Annotated in this window: 13 protein-coding genes; 5 read left to right on the top strand and 8 right to left on the bottom strand. The window is 60.7% G+C overall.

Annotated features, from left to right (window positions below; all coding sequences use genetic code 11):
• Positions 1–89: 89 nt before the first annotated feature.
• From ACIPIN_RS02355 to ACIPIN_RS02320, 8 genes are all read right to left on the bottom strand, one after another.
• The gene (locus tag ACIPIN_RS02355; RefSeq protein WP_401114756.1) at positions 90–848 is read right to left on the bottom strand and encodes a PIG-L deacetylase family protein; all 759 of its coding nucleotides are present in this window, start codon (positions 846–848) and stop codon (positions 90–92) included.
• 231 nt (positions 849–1,079) lie between these two features.
• Positions 1,080–3,239 carry a glycogen debranching protein GlgX gene (gene glgX, locus ACIPIN_RS02350; RefSeq protein ID WP_401114753.1) on the bottom strand — a complete coding sequence of 720 codons (2,160 nt, stop codon included), beginning with the start codon at positions 3,237–3,239 and terminating at the stop codon, positions 1,080–1,082.
• A 122-nt stretch (positions 3,240–3,361) separates the two neighbouring features.
• On the bottom strand, positions 3,362–3,670 hold the full coding sequence (locus tag ACIPIN_RS02345) for a DUF2934 domain-containing protein (protein ID WP_401114751.1): 309 nt from the start codon (positions 3,668–3,670) through the stop codon (positions 3,362–3,364).
• Positions 3,671–3,691: 21 nt separating this feature from the next.
• Positions 3,692–6,478, bottom strand: a complete 2,787-nt coding sequence (locus tag ACIPIN_RS02340) for a malto-oligosyltrehalose synthase (RefSeq protein ID WP_401114749.1) — start codon at positions 6,476–6,478, stop codon at positions 3,692–3,694.
• The gene (malQ, locus tag ACIPIN_RS02335; RefSeq protein ID WP_401114746.1) at positions 6,475–8,556 is read right to left on the bottom strand and encodes a 4-alpha-glucanotransferase; all 2,082 of its coding nucleotides are present in this window, start codon (positions 8,554–8,556) and stop codon (positions 6,475–6,477) included. Before malQ ends, ACIPIN_RS02340 begins: the two co-directional genes overlap by 4 nt.
• Positions 8,553–10,358, bottom strand: coding sequence for a malto-oligosyltrehalose trehalohydrolase (treZ, locus tag ACIPIN_RS02330; protein ID WP_401114743.1), 1,806 nt, complete (start codon positions 10,356–10,358; stop codon positions 8,553–8,555). Before treZ ends, malQ begins: the two co-directional genes overlap by 4 nt.
• Before the next feature lie 13 nt (positions 10,359–10,371).
• Positions 10,372–11,940: a glycogen synthase GlgA gene (glgA, locus tag ACIPIN_RS02325; protein WP_401114740.1), complete on the bottom strand. Its 1,569-nt coding sequence runs from the start codon at positions 11,938–11,940 to the stop codon at positions 10,372–10,374.
• A 555-nt stretch (positions 11,941–12,495) separates the two neighbouring features.
• Positions 12,496–13,359 carry an MBL fold metallo-hydrolase gene (locus ACIPIN_RS02320; protein ID WP_401114737.1) on the bottom strand — a complete coding sequence of 288 codons (864 nt, stop codon included), beginning with the start codon at positions 13,357–13,359 and terminating at the stop codon, positions 12,496–12,498.
• A 103-nt stretch (positions 13,360–13,462) separates the two neighbouring features.
• On the opposite strand from ACIPIN_RS02320, the gene ACIPIN_RS02315 reads away from it, so the two are divergent.
• From ACIPIN_RS02315 to ACIPIN_RS02295, 5 genes are all read left to right on the top strand, one after another.
• Positions 13,463–13,798, top strand: coding sequence for a helix-turn-helix transcriptional regulator (locus ACIPIN_RS02315; RefSeq protein ID WP_123424882.1), 336 nt, complete (start codon positions 13,463–13,465; stop codon positions 13,796–13,798).
• Between the two features lie 46 nt (positions 13,799–13,844).
• On the top strand, positions 13,845–15,089 hold the full coding sequence (locus ACIPIN_RS02310) for an FAD-dependent oxidoreductase (protein WP_401114734.1): 1,245 nt from the start codon (positions 13,845–13,847) through the stop codon (positions 15,087–15,089).
• Between the two features lie 9 nt (positions 15,090–15,098).
• Complete coding sequence (locus tag ACIPIN_RS02305; RefSeq protein WP_401114731.1) at positions 15,099–15,899, top strand: sulfite exporter TauE/SafE family protein; 801 nt, start codon at positions 15,099–15,101, stop codon at positions 15,897–15,899.
• A gap of 83 nt (positions 15,900–15,982) precedes the next feature.
• Entirely contained in the window at positions 15,983–17,650 is a 1,668-nt protein-coding gene (locus tag ACIPIN_RS02300; protein WP_401114728.1) for an MFS transporter, read from the top strand.
• Entirely contained in the window at positions 17,647–18,798 is a 1,152-nt protein-coding gene (locus ACIPIN_RS02295; RefSeq protein ID WP_401114725.1) for an HlyD family secretion protein, read from the top strand. Before ACIPIN_RS02300 ends, ACIPIN_RS02295 begins: the two co-directional genes overlap by 4 nt.
• The last annotated feature ends 111 nt before the right edge of the window (positions 18,799–18,909 follow it).

Raw genomic sequence — 18,909 nt, 5'->3', positions numbered from 1 at the left:
CACTGAATCGGGCGGGTTATCCATGCGACTGATGCATTGGCCGGCAGTTCAGAGTTTTAGACGGGGCCAAGGCATCACGCCTTTCACGATCACACAAAAACGATTTCATAGGGTTGACGCATCCGCTCCAGAATAACCCTGGGCAGCTTCGGTGCGATGCCGATTTCCGGTTCACCATTCAGCTGGCTGGCGTACGCATGGGTGGCGTGGCACTTGCGCGCGACGGTCCAGGTGTCGAGGCGGACTTTGCGGGCGCGGTGCCAGGGAATCAGCCCCTGATCGCGTGCGGGCCAGTGCCAGGCCCAGACCGGCACTTCATTGACACTCGCTCCAACCATGCGGGCGGCTTTTGCGGTGGCCCGACCCACCGTGTCATGGTCGATGATGCCGTCCTCGCTCCAGGTGGTGAACACCACATCACCTGGCCGCAGGTAGCGCGCGATGAATTGCGTCAATTGGAGTTCACGCTCGGCCAGCGCGTTGTCGGTAAAACCGCCGCGGATCCATTTCAGGCTATGCATGGGCAAACCGAGACGGCGCAGGGCTTCGACGCTTTCCTGAGGGCGGAATACACTCAGGCGCTTCTCCGACCACAGGTTAGAGCCCGGATGACTGGCGCTGCCGTCGGTAACCGAGATCAATTGCAGGGGATGGCCGAGGGTGGCGAGCAACTGCAGCAGGCCACCGCAGGTCACCACTTCATCACCCGGATGCGGGGCGATCACCACGGCACGAGCGCCAGCGGGGATCAGGGTAGAGGTGTTGATGACTGGAATATTGTCCAGTTGCCGGGCAGCGTTCCAGATCTGCGCAGGCAAACTGCTGTCGACGAGGGTAGTGGATTTCATGGCGATACGTCCTTGTTCTGGTTTGCCGTCACACGTATTGCGGCTGGCTGAGCACGCCGGCGCAGACCCCTTGCGGCCAGATGATCGCAGGGCACAGCGCTCCAAACCCTGGATTGCTGCGAGCAGAGTATTGCTCATACATCACCATTCGTCGCCCCCGTCCCCCTTCAAAGAGCGTTTTTTCATCACTTGGTTTACTCAAGCGCCGACGATCGCTGCCAGTGAGCGGTATCAGTCTTCGTCCTCATGTTGTAACTCGAACAACAGCAACGAGCGTCCGGTCACGGAGTATTCGTGACTGAAATCGAACCGCTCCTGGCCCCGAATCGATGGCTGGTTGGTGTCGATCATGCACGTCCAGAAACCGCCGTCAGGCACTTCTGGCAGATGAAAGTTAACGATGTCGTGGTGGGCGTTGACCACCAGCAGCAAGGTGGCGTCGGCGCCTTTGCGGCGGATTCCGGTTTCCTGGGCGCGACCATCAAGCAACATGCCAAGGCACCGCCCGTGGCCGTCCTGCCATTGTTCGGTGGACATTTCGTTGCCATCCGGTGCCAGCCAGGTGACGTCCTTGACGCCAATGTCCTCGTTGTAATTACCCACCAGAAAGCGTCCACGACGCAGAACCGGATAGGTCAGGCGCAGCTTGATCAGGCGTTTGACGAATTTGAGCAAGGCCTTGCCGTCTTCGCTCAAGTCCCAGTTGACCCAGCCAATTTCGCTGTCCTGACAGTAGGCGTTGTTGTTGCCGTACTGGGTTCGGGCAAATTCGTCACCGGCCACCAGCATCGGCGTGCCCTGGGCCAGTAGCAGGGTGGCGAAAAAATTGCGCATCTGCCGCTGGCGTAGCGCGTTGATCTCGGGATCGTCGGTGGGGCCTTCAACGCCGTGGTTCCAGGACAGGTTGTAATTGGTGCCGTCCTGATTGTTCTCGTCGTTGGCTTCGTTGTGCTTGTCGTTGTAGGAGACCAGGTCATTCAAGGTGAAGCCGTCATGGGCGGTGACGAAGTTCATTGAGGCGTATGGCCGGCGACCGCGTTGATTGAACATCTCACCCGACGCGGTCATGCGTCCGGCAAAGTCGGCGAGCTGGCCATCATCGCCTTTCCAGAATGCACGCACGGTGTCGCGAAAACGATCGTTCCATTCGACCCAGCCCGGCGGAAAGCCGCCCACCTGATAGCCGCCGGGGCCAATGTCCCAAGGCTCGGCGATCAGTTTCACCTGACGCAGAATCGGGTCCTGACGGCAGGCGACGAGGAAGCTGTGACGTTCGTCGAAACCGTCGTGATAACGCCCGAGGATGGTCGCCAGGTCGAAGCGGAAACCGTCGACGTGCATTTCCGAGGCCCAGTAACGCAGCGAATCGGTGACCATTTGCAGCACACAGGGATGGCTCAGGTCGAGGGTGTTGCCGGTGCCGGAGTCGTTGATATAGAAGCGTTTGTCATCGGGCTTCAGTCGATAGTAGGAGACATTGTCGATGCCGCGCATTGACAGGGTCGGGCCTTGTTCATTGCCCTCGGCGGTGTGGTTGTACACCACGTCCAGAATCACTTCCAGGTTGGCTTCGTGCAGGTGCGCAGCCATTTCCTTGAACTCGGCGATCTTGCCACTGGCCAGGTAGCGCGGATCGGGGGCGAAGAAGGCGATGCTGTTGTAGCCCCAGTAATTGGTCATGCCCTTGTGCAACAGGTGCTGGTCGTTGACGAAAGCGTGAATCGGCAGCAACTCGACCGAGGACACGCCAAGTTTGCGGATGTGTTCCAGCAGGTCATCGACCATCAACCCGGCGAAGGTCCCGCGGACCGCTTCCGGGACGGATGGGTGACGCATGCTGATGCCGCGTACGTGAGTCTCATAAATGATCGTTCGATCCCACGGCACACTGACCCGATGGTCGTGACCCCAGGTGTGCGCCGGGTCGATGACCTTGCACTTGGGTACGAAGGGCGCACTGTCGCGCGTATCGAAACTGAGGTCGGCATCGGGGTGGCCGATGGTGTAGCCAAACAAGGCTTCAGACCACTTCAATTGCCCCACCAACTGCTTGGCGTAGGGGTCGATCAACAATTTGTGGTGGTTGAAGCGGTGACCGTTTTGCGGGTCGTAAGTCCCATAAACCCGGTAGCCATAGATCAGCCCCGGATGAGCATCCGGCAAATAGCCGTGAAAGATTTCGTCGGTGTATTCCGGCAGCTCGATACGTTCGAGCTCGACTTCACCGGCATCGTCGAACAGACAGAGTTCGACCTTGGTGGCGTTAGCCGAAAATATCGCGAAGTTGACTCCCAGACCATCCCAGGTTGCACCGAGCGGGAAGGGCAAGCCTTCACGGATTCGCGAGGCCTCGACGTGAGGTTCTGGCTCGGTTTTTTTTGGCGTGGCCATAATTGCTCCTGCAATTGGGCTTGGGTGTTGGCTCCGGCATTGCGGGTTTCTCAAGGCCGAGCCGTCCCGAAGTGGCGAGCCTGCTCGCCACGCGGTCAATCAGGATGAGTGCGTGGGCACCCTCAACTGGCCGGATTGCTCGGTGCTCGAGGCTTTTTCGCGGCCGCGGGCTTTTCACCTGGCGATGTCACTACCTTGGCGGCCACTGCGGGTTTGGCTTTGGTTTTGGGCTTGGCCGCCGTCGGTTTGCTGGCCGCTGTTTTGCCGCTATTGGTTTTGGCGGTCTTGGCAGGCTTGGTCGGGGCCAGGGCTTCGGCTTCTGCCAGCTTGCACGCCATCTCCCAGTGGCGTGCTTCCTGGCCTTCGGGTTTCCCCTCGGATTCCCAGATCTGATAGGCAAATTCACGAACGCGTTTGTCATCGGTACTCATCGCAATGCTCCTGAGTTGAACTCAAGTCTGGATAAACAGATTGACCGGGAAGTCTCCCAGCGCGGCGCTAATCAGCAACTCCTTGTGGTGTGTGACTGCACCTGTTGTAAAAAGTCCCTTCAGCTTTTCGCCTACAGCGGTGAACGGCAGTTTGACTCGGGTGTCGCCCCAGAGCAGGGCAGGCACCTTCGGTATGGCACTGCTTTCCAGCAGCAAAGCAACCCGCACCGGCACCAGGACAATCGCCCGTTGGCCGTTCAGTTCACGGGCGAAAGCCAACACCCGTTCAGCCTGGCTGCCCACCACCTGCAACGCGTGATAACTGCCCCGCCGAAACAGCTGCGGGTATTGCGCGCGTACCGCCAACGTGCGAGCGATCAGCGCTTGCTTGATGTGCCCGTCGCGCCAGTTGTGCAACAACTGTTCAGTGTCCACCGAGGTTTGCAATGCTTCCTGGCGGACGGTGAAATCCACCGGTCGCCGATTGTCCGGGTCCACCAGGCTGAAGTCCCAAAACTCATTGCCCTGATATAGGTCCGGAACCCCCGGTACCGTCATACGCAGCAAGGTTTGCGCCAACCCATTGAGCGCGCCGCCGCACGCAATCGCTTGCGCAGCGCTGGCGACGGCGCCGCGTAATGGCAGGCCTTCGGGACTGAGCAGAAGGCGTTCGAGGAATGCTCGCGCGGCCTGTTCATAAGGCTCATTCGGCGCGCTCCAACTGCTCTGGAGTTTGGCTTCGCGCAGGGCTTTTTGCTGCCATTGCCCCAGGCGTTCGGCGTAGGTCGTCAGCGACTGCTGGTCATCGCAATGAAGCTCCAGCGGCCAACTGGCGAGCAAGGTTTGGTAGAGAATCAGTTCATCAGCGGCCGAGGGCATCGACGGATCACTGCGCAGGGCGGCGGCCTGTATCCGCCAGTCTTCGACCTGTTCGACGTACCAGGCACTGCGCTCGCTGAGCAGCGCCAAACGTGCCCGGCTGTCTTCGCCGCGTTTGTGGTCATGGGTGGCGGTGGCCAGCAGACTGTCCGCAAACTCTGCGAGGCGTTGGCTGCACGCTGCGTGGAAGTCGGCGAGTGGGGCGCTGAACTGCTCGGCGTTGAAGCCGACATCGTTACGCGACAACAGCACGCCTGAGCGATAGAAAGCGGTGTCTTCCACTGCTTTGGCGGCGGCCGGCGAGGTCAGTTGCTGAAAGCGCACGCAGGCATGCTTGAGGATCTTGCGTTGACGGCCCACCGGGCGCTCGCGCCAAGGCTGCCCGCCCAGCCACTGCGCCAGATAGTCGAGCACCGGCCAGTCGGCTTCGCTCAAGGTCTGGTGCGCGCCGTTCATGGCGTGCTGAAAAAATACCTCGTCTTGCGCCGAACGCCCACGCGGGCTGATGTATGTTCGGTACACCGGGAAATGCACAATCAGTTCCTGCAATGCCCGACGGATTGCACCGAGGGTCAAATCCCGGCTCATCAGGTCATCGCGGGCCACTTGCAGCAAGGCCTGCGCGACACTTTCGAAGTCGCCGGCCAGCGAGCCGTTGAGAATCTGCTGCCGTGCCAGCTGTGCTTCCTCGGTGAACGCCGCGGGCCGCTCGGTGTGCCGGCTCCACAGTTCGCCAAGGACCCGCTCGCCTTGCGGGTCGTGTTGCAGCAACGACAACTGATTCATAAACTCATAACCCGTGGTGCCGTCGATCTGCCAGTCGCGGTGCAGGGTTTCACCTTCGCCGAGGATTTTTTCGACATAGATCGGCACGCGCTGCGACGGTGCCACAGCGTTTACCCGGCGTCTGAGTTTGCGGCAGTAACCACGCGGGTCGGCGAGACCGTCGATGTGGTCGATACGCAAACCATCCACCAGCCCCTCGGAAATCAGCTCGAAAATCTTTGCGTGGGTAGCCTCGAACACGGCCGGGCGTTCAACCCGCAGCCCAGCGAGTTCATTGACGTCGAAGAAGCGCCGCCAGTTGATGTCGTCGGCTGCCGTGCGCCAACTGGCCAGGCGATAGCTCTGGCGTTCGAGCAGCTCGTGCAGTCGACTGAAACCTTCGGGCTGGCGGGAGTCGTGGAGGCTGAGGTTGTGCTCGATGCAGCGCCGGATCGGCGGATCAGTCGCCAGTGTTGTCAGTGTTTGCTGCAAGGGGCGCGCAAGGGAATGGGCATCGATCTGGTAGTGCAGGGTGGTGAATTGATCGGCCAATGTTTTGAGTTGCAGTGAGTGTTCGGCATCGAGTGAGTCGTCAGGTTTGAGCAGTTCAGCGTAGTCGGTGGGGCAAATCGGGAAGTGATGCTCATAGTGTTCGACATGGAAGCTGCCCCGTCCTGGATCGAAGCACAGCGAGAGTGTGCCGTCCTGTAGGGTGACGCCGTAGTCGCTGCCCAGAAACGGCAGTAATAGCTGACCTTCGAGCAGCGGGTCTGGCGAGTGCCATTGAATGTCGAAAAATTCGCCATAGGGACTCAGTCGCCCCCATTCGAGCAAGTCCAGCCACCAGGGATTGTCGGCGCCACCCACGGCCATGTGGTTGGACACGATGTCCAGAATCAGCCCCATGTTCTGTACCCGCAGGGCACTGACCAGTCGCCGCAGGGCTGCCTCGCCACCCAGTTCGGGATTGACCCGGGTCGGGTCGACCACGTCGTAGCCGTGCATCGACCCGGCCCGCGCACTCAGCAGCGGCGAGGCATACAGGTGGCTGATCCCTAAACCGGCGAAATACGGCACCAGCGGCACCGCGTCATCCAGGGTGAACCTGTGATGAAACTGCACGCGCAGTGTCGCTCGGACCGGCGGGGTGTGCGTCTCGCTCATTGATCACGCTCGGCCGCCTGAAGTCGTGCGCAGGCGAGCAACTCCAGGCGTCGTGCGGCGTCCGCATCGTCGAGCAGCACTTCGCTTTCATCAGACAAGCGCCGACGCCAGTTCGGGTGACTGTCGGTGGTACCGGGGAGGTTGGCCTGCTCATCGATGCCCAGCGCATCTTCCAGCGGCAGCAACACCAACGGCGCGCGGGTATGGCCAAGGAAGCGTACGCTGGCGTCGAGCACCTGGTCGGTCTCGTGGGTTTCCTCACGGAAATTTTGTGGGTCCTGACTCAGGGCTCGACGCAAGCCTTCGCGCTCACGCTGGCGGTGCTCGCGCCATTGGTGTTCGCCATCGCAGTCGACCAGTCCCAGTCGGACATTCCACTCGATGTCGCGGCCATGCCACCAACCGTTGAGCGTTGGCAGGTCATGGGTGCTGGTGGTGGCCAGCGCGTTGTCCGGCCAATCGAGAATCGGTTTGAAGCGCGCTCCGTGGTCCTGCTCGAACAGCAGCACGCGCATACCCAGGATCGAGCGGGCGATGAGTTTGTCGCGCAGGCCGTCGGGCACGGTGCCGAGGTCTTCGCCAAGTACGATCGCCTGATGCCGGTGGGACTCCAGCGTCAGCAAACGCAGCAGGTCGTCCACCGGGTAATACAAGTACGCGCCGTCACTCGGTGGCGCACCGAGGGGGATCACCCACAGCCGTTGCAGCCCCATGACATGGTCGATACGCAGACCGCCCGCATGGGCAAAATTGGCCCGCAGCATCTCGATGAACGCGCGAAAGCCGTTACGGATCAGCCCTTCAGGGGAAAACGCAGAAATCCCCCAGCCTTGACCCGTGCGGTTGAGAATGTCCGGTGGTGCGCCGACGGTGAGGGCCGCGAGCAATTCATCCTGACGACTCCAGGCCTGGCTGCCACCGCCATCCGCGCCGACGGCCAGGTCTGCGATCAAGCCGATGCCCATGCCGCTGCTGCGGGCAACGGTTTGCGCGCGTTGCAAGCTGCGGGAAATCAACCATTGGCAAAAGGCGTAGAAACCGATGCGTCCGGCATTTTGCTCGGCAAATGCCGCCAGTTCGACACTGCGCGGATCGCGCCAGTGTTCAGGCCACTGGCGCCAGTCGAGGCTTTCGCCAAGGGCGGCACAGGCTTCCTGGAGCGCCTCGAAACGGCAGTGGTTTTCCAGGGCCTCGCCACCGCTGTGGCGAAAACTGCTGAAGTCCGCGTGCAATGGATGATCACCCCGGGAGAACCCTTCATACAGCGCTTGCAACAATTGCTGTTTGGCCTTGGCAGCGGCTGGCCAGTCAATCAGCGGTTGTTCTTCCAGTTTCTTCAGTTCGTCGGCCAATTCGGTGGCGTCGATGGCCAGACGCAGGGCGCGCTCGCCGAGAATTTCCCCTGGTGAGGCGTAGAGACTGTTGAGGAACAAACGGCTGGAGGGCGAATAGGGGCTGTAGCGCTGCGTGTCGTTGCTGAACATCGCGTGCAGCGGGCTGATCGCTAACGCGTCGGCACCGCGTTCACCGGCAACGCGAGCGAGGTTTTCCAGTGCCTGCATGTCTCCGAAGCCACCGTCACCGGGGCGCCGCAATGAATACAGCTGCACGCTCAGGCCCCAGGCGCGGGGTGTCTGGCTGTCAACGGCGGTGGCCACGCTATGACACTGCAAGGGGGCGACGGCGAGCGTGAAGCATTGGCCGGCGATGCGAACGTCCTGATAGCCGACCGGGATCAATCCCGGCAGCATCGCGTTGGCATCAAGTTTCAGATTGAGGATCGCGCCATCTTCCAGATGAATCTCACAGGGCGTTTCAGGGGCAAAGTAATGCGCAAGGGCGAGCCCGGCTCCGACGTCGACGGTCATCAATGGTGGCAAGTGTTTGTTCTGTTGGTTCTGTTGCAGTTCCAGCAGGCTGGCGTCGATTTCCTGAGCGCTACCGGCCGGGTGGCCGAGCCCGTTGAGGACTGCTCGCAGCGCTGCCGGAGCGACTTTCTGCGGTCGGCCGTTGGCGTCGATCCAGTCGACCGCCAGGCCTGCTCGGCTGGCGAGGATTTCCAGTTGCATATCGCTCATGGGCGCTCTCCAGTGGGGGGTAGCAACGGTGCCGCTGCCGTCAGGCTGACAAGCGCGCAGTATGGGACGAGGGTGCCTTGTTGCAGGTATTCGAAGGACTGCTGCGGGTAGTCGAAAAGTAGTTGGGTGTGGGGTTGTGGCGAATGGGGCACAGGCTCCGCGCTGAGGTTCAGGTCGATGCACAACAGGCTGCCGTCGCCCATGTGCCAGCGCGCGCTCACCGCGCCTGTTGCCAGCACCGTGGCGCCCAGGGCGCGAGCACCGGGCAGGCGCGGGATGATTTCTTGATGACGGATCAGCAGTAGCTGTCGATAGAGCGTCTGTGTCGCTTGCCTGGTCACCGCTCCAGCTGCCGTCAGTGTCGGACGCGAAGCGTTGAAGGTGTGTGATGCGTTCGGGTCGGGAATCTGTTCGCGCTTGTGTGGATCGGCAAAGGCGCTGAAGGCCGCGAACTCGTTGCGTCGACCTTCTCGCACTAACCTGGCCAGTTCGCCGTGGTGGCTGGTGAAAAACAGAAACGGCTCGTCAGCGGCGCATTCGTCGCCCATGAACAACAACGGGATCATCGGTGACAACAGCAAAAGTACCGTCGCAGCGTGCAGTGCCTGAGGCGCGGTCAACTGATGGAGGCGCTCGCCAAAGGCACGGTTGCCGATCTGGTCGTGGTTCTGCAGAAACAGCACGAAGGCACTGGGTGGTAAATGCCCGCTGGGTTCGCCTCGCACATGACCGTGGCGATTGGTGTGGCCCTGATAGGCGAAGCCCTGGCTCAGGCAGCGGGCCAGTTGCTCGGTGGGTTGCTCGGCGAAGTCAGCGTAATAGGCCTCGGTTTCTCCGGTCAGCAACACGTGCAGCGCATTGTGCCCATCGTCGTTCCACTGCGCGTCGAAGCCCTGTTCCAGCAGGCTGGCCTGGTTGCGCTCGTTTTCCACGGTGAGCCAGACATGACGTGGCGGATCGATGTGCTGACGCACCTGGGCTGCCAGTTCCTGAAGGAAATCCGGATCTTCGATGGCGTGTACTGCATCCAGACGCAAGCCGTCGAAACGGTACTCAAGCAGCCACATCAACGCATTGTCGATAAAGAAGTCGCGCACCTCGCGCCGCCGAAAATCAATGGCTGCGCCCCAAGGCGTGTGCAGGTCTTCGCGGAAAAAGCCCTTGGCATAGTGATGCAGGTAATTGCCGTCCGGGCCGAAGTGGTTGTAAACCACATCAATGATCACCGCCAGGCCCAGACCATGAGCGGTATCGATCAAATGCTTGAGGGCTTCAGGGGTGCCATATGAAGACTGCGGCGCATAGGGCAGCACGCCGTCGTAGCCCCAATTGCGCTCACCGGGAAACTGCGCCAGCGGCATCAGCTCGATCGCTGTAACGCCTAGCTCGGCCAATCGTGGCAGGTGTTTTTCAACCTCGGCGAAACCGCCCAGCAAGCCAACGTGCAGTTCGTAGATCACCGCTTCATGCCAGGGCCGGCCTTGCCAGAAAAGGTGCTGCCAGCGGTAAGCGTGAGGGTCAACCACCACGCTCGGTGAATCCAGACCACCGGCCTGGGCTCGGGACGCGGGGTCTGGCACGTCCCGTTCGCCATCGATGTTGTAGCGATAGCGGGTGTCGGCCGGGCAACGGGTTTCGATCACGAACCAGCCGTCCGCCTGGGGCAGCATCGGCAGCGATTGCCCGTCTTCAAGCTCGACACTCACATAAAACGCATCTGGCGCCCACAGGGCGAAACGGGTGTGCTCGGCATCCAGCATGACGGCGCCGTGGGGCCAGGTTTCCAGAGTCCGTAACGGCATTCAAGAATCCCTCTTATTGCTTGACCGACTTACCTAATGCCTTCGCGACAAGTTGTTCATAGAGTTCAGCGTAGGGTTCGACCGCTTTGCACCAATTGAACGGCGCGGCCATGGCCCGGCAGCGCATGGCGTTCAACAGGGCCGGGAAGGCGAACACCTTGAACGCCCGGCGCAAGGCTTCCTCGTAGCTGGCAACGGTGGATTCGTCGAAGAGAAAACCGGTGACGCCATTTTCGATGGTATCGGCCAGGCCGCCGGTGTTGCGCGCTACCGGCAACGAGCCAAAGCGTTGCGCATACATCTGGCTCAAGCCGCAGGGTTCATAGCGTGAGGGCATCAACAGGAAATCACTGCCGGCAAACATCCGCCGCGCATCGGTTTCGTCAAAGCCGATGCGCACACCGATTTGTCCCGGAAAGCGCAGGGCCAGGGCGCGCATGGCTTGCTCTTCTTCCGGCTCGCCACGGCCGATGATCGCGATTTGCCCACCCGAAGAGACGATGAACTCGGACACGGCTTCGGTCAGGTCCAGGCCTTTTTGGTAGACCAGTCGCGAGACCACGGCGAACAGCGGACCCTTGGAGTCCTTCAGGCCGAACAGCTCGCGTACGTGGGCGGCATTCACCGCTTTACCGTCCCAGTCGCCGATGCTGAACGGGCAAAACAGGTGGGGATCGGTCGCGGCATCCCAACTTTCGTCGATGCCATTCGGGATGCCGCTGAGCAGACCTTGCTGGGTCTTGCTGGCGAGGAAGCCGTCGAGACCGCAGCCGAAGGCCGGGGTGGTGATTTCCTGGGCGTAGGTCGCGCTGACGGTGGTGATATGACTCGAATAGGCCATACCAGCCTTGAGGAACGACAGTTTGCCGTAGAACTCCATGCCTTCCTGTTGCAGGGCATGTTCGGGAATACCCAGTTCGGGGCAGGACGCCAGGCTTACTACACCTTGGTAAGCGAGGTTATGAATGGTGAACAGCGTCGGCGTGCGCTGACCGCGCCAGTGCATGTAGGCCGGAGCTAAGCCTGCGGGCCAATCGTGGGCGTGCACCAGATCCGGGCACCAGTGAATGTGTGCCAGGTTGGCGGCGATGTCGGCGGCGGCCAGACCCAGACGGGCAAAACGAATGTGGTTATCCGGCCAGTCACGGCCATTGTTGGCGCCGTAAGGCGAGCCTTCACGTTCGTACAATTCGGGGCAGATCAAAACGTAGATGACCAGCCCGTCCGGCATGTCCATGCGGCCAATCTTGCAGGGCGGCAAGGCGGCATGACCACCCAACTCGCCGATGATGTGGATCGGGTTTTCGCTGTGCATCACTTGCGGATAACCGGGGATCAACACCCGAACATCGTGCAAGTGAGCCATGGCGCGCGGCAATGCCGCAGACACGTCACCCAGGCCGCCGGTCTTTACCAGATCGGCGATTTCCGAGGTGACAAACAGCACTTTCTTTTTGTTCGGATTCTGACGTGGAGCGGGCAGTACCGTTTTCGCACCCGGGGCAAGAACCGACATCGAGGTCGGCTCGCCGATTTGCTGGTGAGAACGCTCTCCCTGGATTTCTAAAGCGGCACCGTTCATGTGTTTCTCCCGTTTTATTGATCTGTTTCAGGCATCTCACCCCATGATGCAGGCGGCCAGTTCCTGTGGCCGGGCGCAAAAGCGCTACGCAATGAACAGCAATCGCTGGTCGATGCGCTGAATCTCAAAGGCTGTAGTGGTCGTTGCAAGGATTGCACCAGTGCTGCGGCCCCACCTTTAACCTGACCCGTTACTTCGGCAGAAAGTTTCGAGTTTTTCCCCACAAAATGACCGGCCGGTTTCCAGTCACGAAATGGAGTCTAGGTCAGAACTTAGAGCGGGGTGTGTGACGTTTTGAAATTGTTCGACAATCGGTTCTGACCTCGTGATTTCCGGGCTTACGAGGTTGATCCGCACCGACGAAGTGCAGGTTTTTCGCAGCCATGGCACGAAAAGAGGGAGAGGGTTGCCAGAGAGTGGGGCGCAGCAACAGAATTTTCTGCACTGTATTGGTGCGGGCTGCGGGCTAATATCAAAGCACCAGTATCTCTCTCAGGCATTGCAGATCCGGTAGTGGCGGCATAGCTGCCGTTGCTGCGCAGGTAATGTGTTGAGTCAGAACTTATTCATCGGGATCTTCAGGTAGACAATGCCGTTGTCTTCCGCCGGCGGGAAGTTTCCGGCCCGTACATTCACCTGAATCGCCGGCAGCATCAGCGTCGGCATGCATAAGCCCTCATCGCGCCGTGTGCGCATCTCGACGAACGCCGCTTCGTCGATGCCGTCATGCACATGAATATTGCTTTTGCGTTGCTCACCGACGGTGGTCATGCACTGGGAAGTGCGGCCGGCTGGCGGGTAGTCGTGGCAGACATAGAGACGGGTGTCGGCGGGGAAGGCCAGTAGCTGGTGCATCGATGCGAACAGCTGATTGGCGTTACCACCGGGGAAGTCGCAGCGGGCGGTGCCGACGTCAGGCATGAACAGCGTGTCGCCCACCAGAATCAATTCATTGTCGATCAGATAGGCCATGTCTGCCGGAGTGTGTCCTGGCACATGCAGCGCCTTGGCCTTGAGGTTGCCGATGGCAAACTCCTCGTCCGGCGCAAACAAATAGTCGAACTGTGAACCGTCGCTACGAAACTCTGGCTCAAGGTTGAACAGAGTCTTGAAGACGTTCTGCACCTTGCTGATGGACTGGCCGATGGCGATCTTGCCACCCAGCTCGCGGCGCAGGTAAGGCGCGGCGGACAGGTGATCGGCGTGGGCGTGGGTTTCCAGCAGCCATTGGGTTTGCAACTGGTGCTCGCGGACAAAAGCAATCACCCGGTCAGCCTGAGTGGTGGCGGTCCGACCGGACGCCGGGTGGTAATCGAGCACCGAATCGACAATCGCGCACGGGCCGCCGTCGTGTTCATAGATCACATAGGTGTAAGTCGACGAGGCGTCGTCTAGGAAGGCTTGGATCAACGCTGGCATGGTGGCGGGCCTCGGCTGGATGGCAGAAAGACGCAAAGGGTTGCAACACTTTATGTTTAAACATAATGTCTGCAGCTTAAGTGACGACTAAGGTTATCTGCAAATGCAATCCAGTCTTAGCGAAGGTGAAGTGGCGCAACTGCGTGCCTCGGCCTCCAAGGCCTGTGCGCTGCTCAAGGCTTTGGCCAATGAGGACCGCCTGCTGATTCTCTGCCAGTTGACCCAGGGCGAGCGCAACGTCGGCGAGTTGGAAACCATGACCGGCGTGCGTCAGCCGACGCTGTCCCAGCAGTTGGGTATTTTACGCGACGAAGGGTTGGTGAGCACTCGGCGTGAAGGCAAATACATTTTCTACGGCCTGGCCAGTCACGAAGTGATTCAGGTGATGAAAACACTCTCCGGCCTGTATTGCGGCGCGGTGATAAAAAGCTGGGCGTGAGCCTTTCCGGGCAACGACCCTTGCGTGCAGCCACAAGGAACAACCTATGAACGATCAACACTGGGGCCAGACCATCAGTGCCGACATCGTGGTGATAGGCGGCGGTACTGCCGGTATCGGCTTCGTCGCCAGCCTGCTCAAGCGCGATCCGGGCTTGAACATCAGCGTCATCGAACCCAGCGCCGAGCACTATTACCAGCCAGCCTGGACCTTGGTCGGCGGCGGCGCCCATGAACTCAAGAACACCGTGCGGCCAATGTCTGCGGTGATGCCGCGTCAGGCTCAATGGTTGCAGGCCGCGGTCAGCAACGTCGACCCCGAGAGCCGTTTGCTGACCCTCGATGACGGCCGCAACGTGTCCTATCAAAACCTCATCGTGTGTCCCGGCTTGCGACTGGCCTGGGAGAAAATCGAAGGCCTGCAAGAGGCCCTCGGGCAACACGGTGTCACGTCCAACTACAGCTACCGGCACGCGGCCTATACCTGGCAACTGGTCAAAGGTCTGCGCGGTGGCAAGGCGATCTTTACCCAGCCGGCGATTCCGATCAAATGCGCCGGTGCGCCCCAAAAGGCGCTGTACCTGTCGTGTGATCACTGGCTCAGACAAGGTGTGCTGAAGCATGTCGACGTCGAGTTCAACCTGGCCGGCGCCGCGTTGTTCGGCGTAGCGACTTTCGTCCCTCCCTTGATGAAGTACATCGAGAAATACCGCGCTCGACTGGCGTTCAATTCGAATCTGGTGAAGGTCGACGGGCCGGCGCAAACCGCCTGGTTCGAGGTCAAGGACGCCGCCGGAGAGATAACGCTGCAAGCGAAGAAATTCGATCTGCTGCACGTGGTGCCACCACAGGTGTCGCCGGACTTCGTTCGCCACAGTCCGCTGGCCGATGCCGCCGGCTGGTGTGAAGTGGATGTTCACAGCCTGCAACACGTGCGTTATCCCGAAGTGTTCGCCCTGGGCGATGTCTGCTCCACCAGTAATGCCAAAACAGCCGCCGCGGTGCGCAAGCAAATCGTCGTGGTGGCGCAAAACCTGTTAGCCCAGCGCAAGCAGCAACCCTTGCCGCTTGCGTACGACGGTTACGGCTCCTGCCCGCTGACGGTGGAGAAGGGCAAGGTGATCCTCGCCGAGTTCGGCTATGCCGGTAAGCTGCTGCCGACCTTTCCCTTAGACCCGGCCGTGGCACGGCGTTCTGCGTGGTTTCTCAAGGCGACTCTGCTGCCGTGGTTTTACTGGAACGGCATGCTCAAAGGTCGCGAGTGGCTGACTCGTGTGTCCAAGGTCGATTGAGAGAATCCTATGCTGCTGGCGACATTGTTTGGCGTGGTAATGGGCCTGATCCTGGGGTTGACCGGGGCCGGCGGGGGCATTCTTGCGGTGCCGGCCTTGGTGCTCGGGTTGGGCTGGAGCATGACCCACGCAGCGCCGGTGGCGTTGTTTGCGGTGGGCAGTGCGGCGGCGGTCGGCGCCATCGACGGCTTGCGCCATGGCTTGGTGCGTTACCGTGCGGCGTTGTTGATTGCCTTATTGGGTGCGGTGTTTTCTCCGGTGGGGATCTACTTCGCCCATCAGCTACCGGAAAAAAATCTGATGATCCTGTTCAGCCTGCTGATGGTGATCGTCGCCTGGCGGATGCTGCGTCGCGAGTCGCCGCAGGTCGGGCCGAGTGACCACGGCAGTGCCTCGTGGGGCCAAAAAAACTGCATGCTCGATCAACAGACCGGTCGCTTGTCCTGGACCGCCAAATGCACCGCAACCTTGGCTGCGCTGGGGGCGGTGACCGGGGTGGTTTCAGGCTTGCTCGGGGTTGGCGGCGGTTTCCTGATCGTCCCGGCGTTCAAGCAACTGACTGATGTACAGATGCGTGGCATTGTTGCTACCTCGTTGATGGTCATCAGCCTGATCTCGGCAATCGGGGTGATTGGCGCCTTTCATGCCGGGGTGACCATCGATGCCCTGGGTGCGGGGTTCATCGTCGCCAGCATCGTCGGGATGGTAGTGGGTCGGCGGTTATGCGCCCGGGTTCCGGCCCGGGCACTTCAAGTGGGGTTTGCCAGCGTTTGCCTGGTTGTCGCCGGTTATATGTTACTCAAGGCCTGAAATCAGTGGTTGCTGTGCAGCGAACTGGCAAGAAATCTCCGGCTCAGGTTTACTGCCTTCTATACCGATGACAAGGTCACTGAATGGACCACTACGCCCCGCGCAACTGGCAGCCCCACGAACGGCCAAGCCTGCCCGGTTCCCCCTCGACGCCTTTGCACCCCACGCAAAAGCGGCTGGCCTATGCGTTGGTCGGGTTGCTGGTGGCGTTGACCGGTGGTTTGGGTAACGCGTTGGTGGTCGCCAATCTGCCTTACCTGCAAGGGGCGCTGGGGGCAACGACCGCCGAGATGGCCTGGCTGCCAGCGGCTTACGTGATGACCAACGTCTCGATGAACCTGCTGCTGGTGAAGTTTCGTCAGCAGTACGGCCTGCGGGCGTTCACCGAAGTGTTCCTGGTGCTGTATGCGTTGGTGACCTTCGGCCATTTGTTCGTCAACGACCTGAGTTCGGCGATTGCGGTGCGCGCCGCCCACGGGATGGTCGGCGCGGCGCTGAGTTCGCTGGGTTTGTATTACATGATTCAGGCTTTCCCGGCGAAGTGGCGAATGAAGGCGCTGGTGCTGGGCCTGGGTACCTCGCAACTGGCGTTGCCACTCGCTCGGCTGTTTTCCGAGGACCTGTTGCAGATCGCCGAATGGCGCGGGCTCTATCTGTTTGAGCTGGGCATGGCGCTGGCCTCATTGGGCTGTGTGTTCATGCTCAAGTTGCCGCCGGGCGACCGCTTCAAAACCTTCGAAAAACTCGACTTTCTGACCTTCACTTTGTTGGCGGGCGGGGTGGCGCTGCTCTGCGCCGTGTTGTCGTTGGGCCGTATCGACTGGTGGCTGGAAGCGCCGTGGATCGGCGTCGCCTCGGCCGCCTCGATTGTGTTGATCATGGCGGGACTGGCCATCGAGCATAACCGCAGCAACCCAATGCTGATGACTCGCTGGCTGGGCAGCGGGGTGATGATTCGCCTGGCCTTGGCGGTGATCCTCATCCGCATGGTGCTTACCGAACAGTCCACCGGGGCCGTAGGTTTGCTGCAAACCCTGAACCTGGGCAGCCAGCAGATGCACAGCCTTTACGTGGTGATGCTGTTGGGCAGCGTCGCCGGCCTGGCCACCAGCACGCTGACCATCCATCCCTCGCACCTGTTGATGCCGTTGATTATTTCCCTGGCGCTGATGGCCACGGGTTCCGTGATGGACAGTTTCTCGAGCAACCTGACACGCCCGGAGAACATGTACCTCAGCCAGTTTTTGCTGGCCTTTGGCGGGACGTTTTTCCTCGGGCCGACCATGGTGCTCGGTACCCGCAATGTGTTGACCAATCCGCGCAATCTGGTGAGTTTTTCAGTGCTGTTCGGGATTTGTCAGAACCTCGGCGGCTTGATTGGCGCTGCACTGTTGGGGACGTTCCAGATCGCCCGGGAAAAATTCCATTCCAGTCATATCGTCGAGCGCCTGACCTTGATCGACCCGCAAGTGCTCAGCCGTCTGCAAGGCAGCAGCGCGAGTTACGCGTCGAGCATCGCCGACCCGTCGGCCCGCACCACTCAGGGCATGCGTACCCTGGCAGCCGCCGCGACCCGGGAGGCGAATGTCATGGCCTACAACGATGTGTTCATGCTGATCGCGGTGATCGCGATGCTGACCATGCTCTGGATCTTCATTCGCAGCTTGTGGCTGCTGAGCACGACCAAAGCTGTCGCTCCCGCGCCGGCCAGTCCGACTTCCGTTCCCTCCAGCGGTGCCTCTTCTTCATGACCGATCCCATCACCACAACCACCAACGCCATCGCCTCGACGCCCGAAGGCGTGGCACCACCTAAAATACCCGGCACCGAGCCGCGTTCGCTGCCGGTGCGGATCATTTCGTCACTGGGCTTTGCTGCGATTGCCATCGTCGGGGTGTTGATCGTGCTGTATGCCTGGCAGTTGCCGCCGTTCGGCAGCGCCATTGAAAGCACCGAAAACGCGCTGGTTCGCGGCCAGGTGACAATTATTGGTCCGCAACTCAGCGGCTACGTGTTTGAAGTGCCGGTGCAGGACTTCCAGTTCGTCAAGACCGGCGACCTGCTGGTGCGGCTGGATGACCGGATCTACAAGCAACGCCTGGATCAGTCGCTGGCGCAATTGGCGGTGCAGAAAGCCGCGCTGGCCAATGCGGTGCAGCAACGCAACAGCGCCGAGGCGACCATCAAGTTACGCCAGGCGGCGCTGACCGACAGTCAGGCTCAGGTGCAAAAAAGCGCGGCGGACTTGCGGCGTAACGAAGCGTTGATCAGCGACGGATCGGTCTCAAAGCGTGAGCTGGACGTGACCCGTGCGGCCAACGCGCAAACCATCGCCGCGGTGGCTCAGGCCCAGGCCAGTCTGGAAATCGCCCGGCAGGACCTGCAAACGGTGATCGTCAATCGAGGTTCGCTGGAGGCGGCGGTGGCCAGCGCCGAAGCGGCGGTTGAGCTGGCGCGGATCGATCTGTCCAACACCCGCGTGGTTGCCCCGCAAGACGGCCAGCTCGGGCAGATCGGCGTGCGCCTTGGCGCCTACGTCAACTCTGGCGCGCAGTTGATGGCACTGGTGCCGAGTCAGTTGTGGGTGATCGCCAACATGAAAGAAACCCAGATGAACAACATTCATATTGGCCAACCGGCAAACTTCACCGTCGACGCCCTGAACCACCAGAAATTTCACGGTCGGGTACAGCGCATTTCACCGGCCACCGACTCCGAGTTCAGCCTGTTGCAAGCCGACAACGCGACCGGCAACTTCGTCAAAATCGCCCAGCGCGTGCCGGTGCGCATCACCGTCGACGCGGACCAGGCGCAGAGCGAACGCCTGCGGCCGGGGATGTCGGTGGTGGTGAGTATCGATACCTCCGGGCAAGGCGATGCTGTCGCTGACAATCCGTAGAGGCCTGAGCGCTGACGCAGCTCCTTGTATCTCGACTATCGCTCCGTCAGGAGCGATAGTTCTCGACTGATCATCGAGGGAGGGACCTGGAAGCCGCGCAGCTCCTTAGGC

It is taken from the genome of Pseudomonas sp. NPDC087697, from assembly GCF_044743155.1.
Taxonomy (GTDB): Bacteria; Pseudomonadota; Gammaproteobacteria; order Pseudomonadales; family Pseudomonadaceae; genus Aquipseudomonas.
This window is presented reverse-complemented; position numbering and strand designations above follow the sequence as displayed.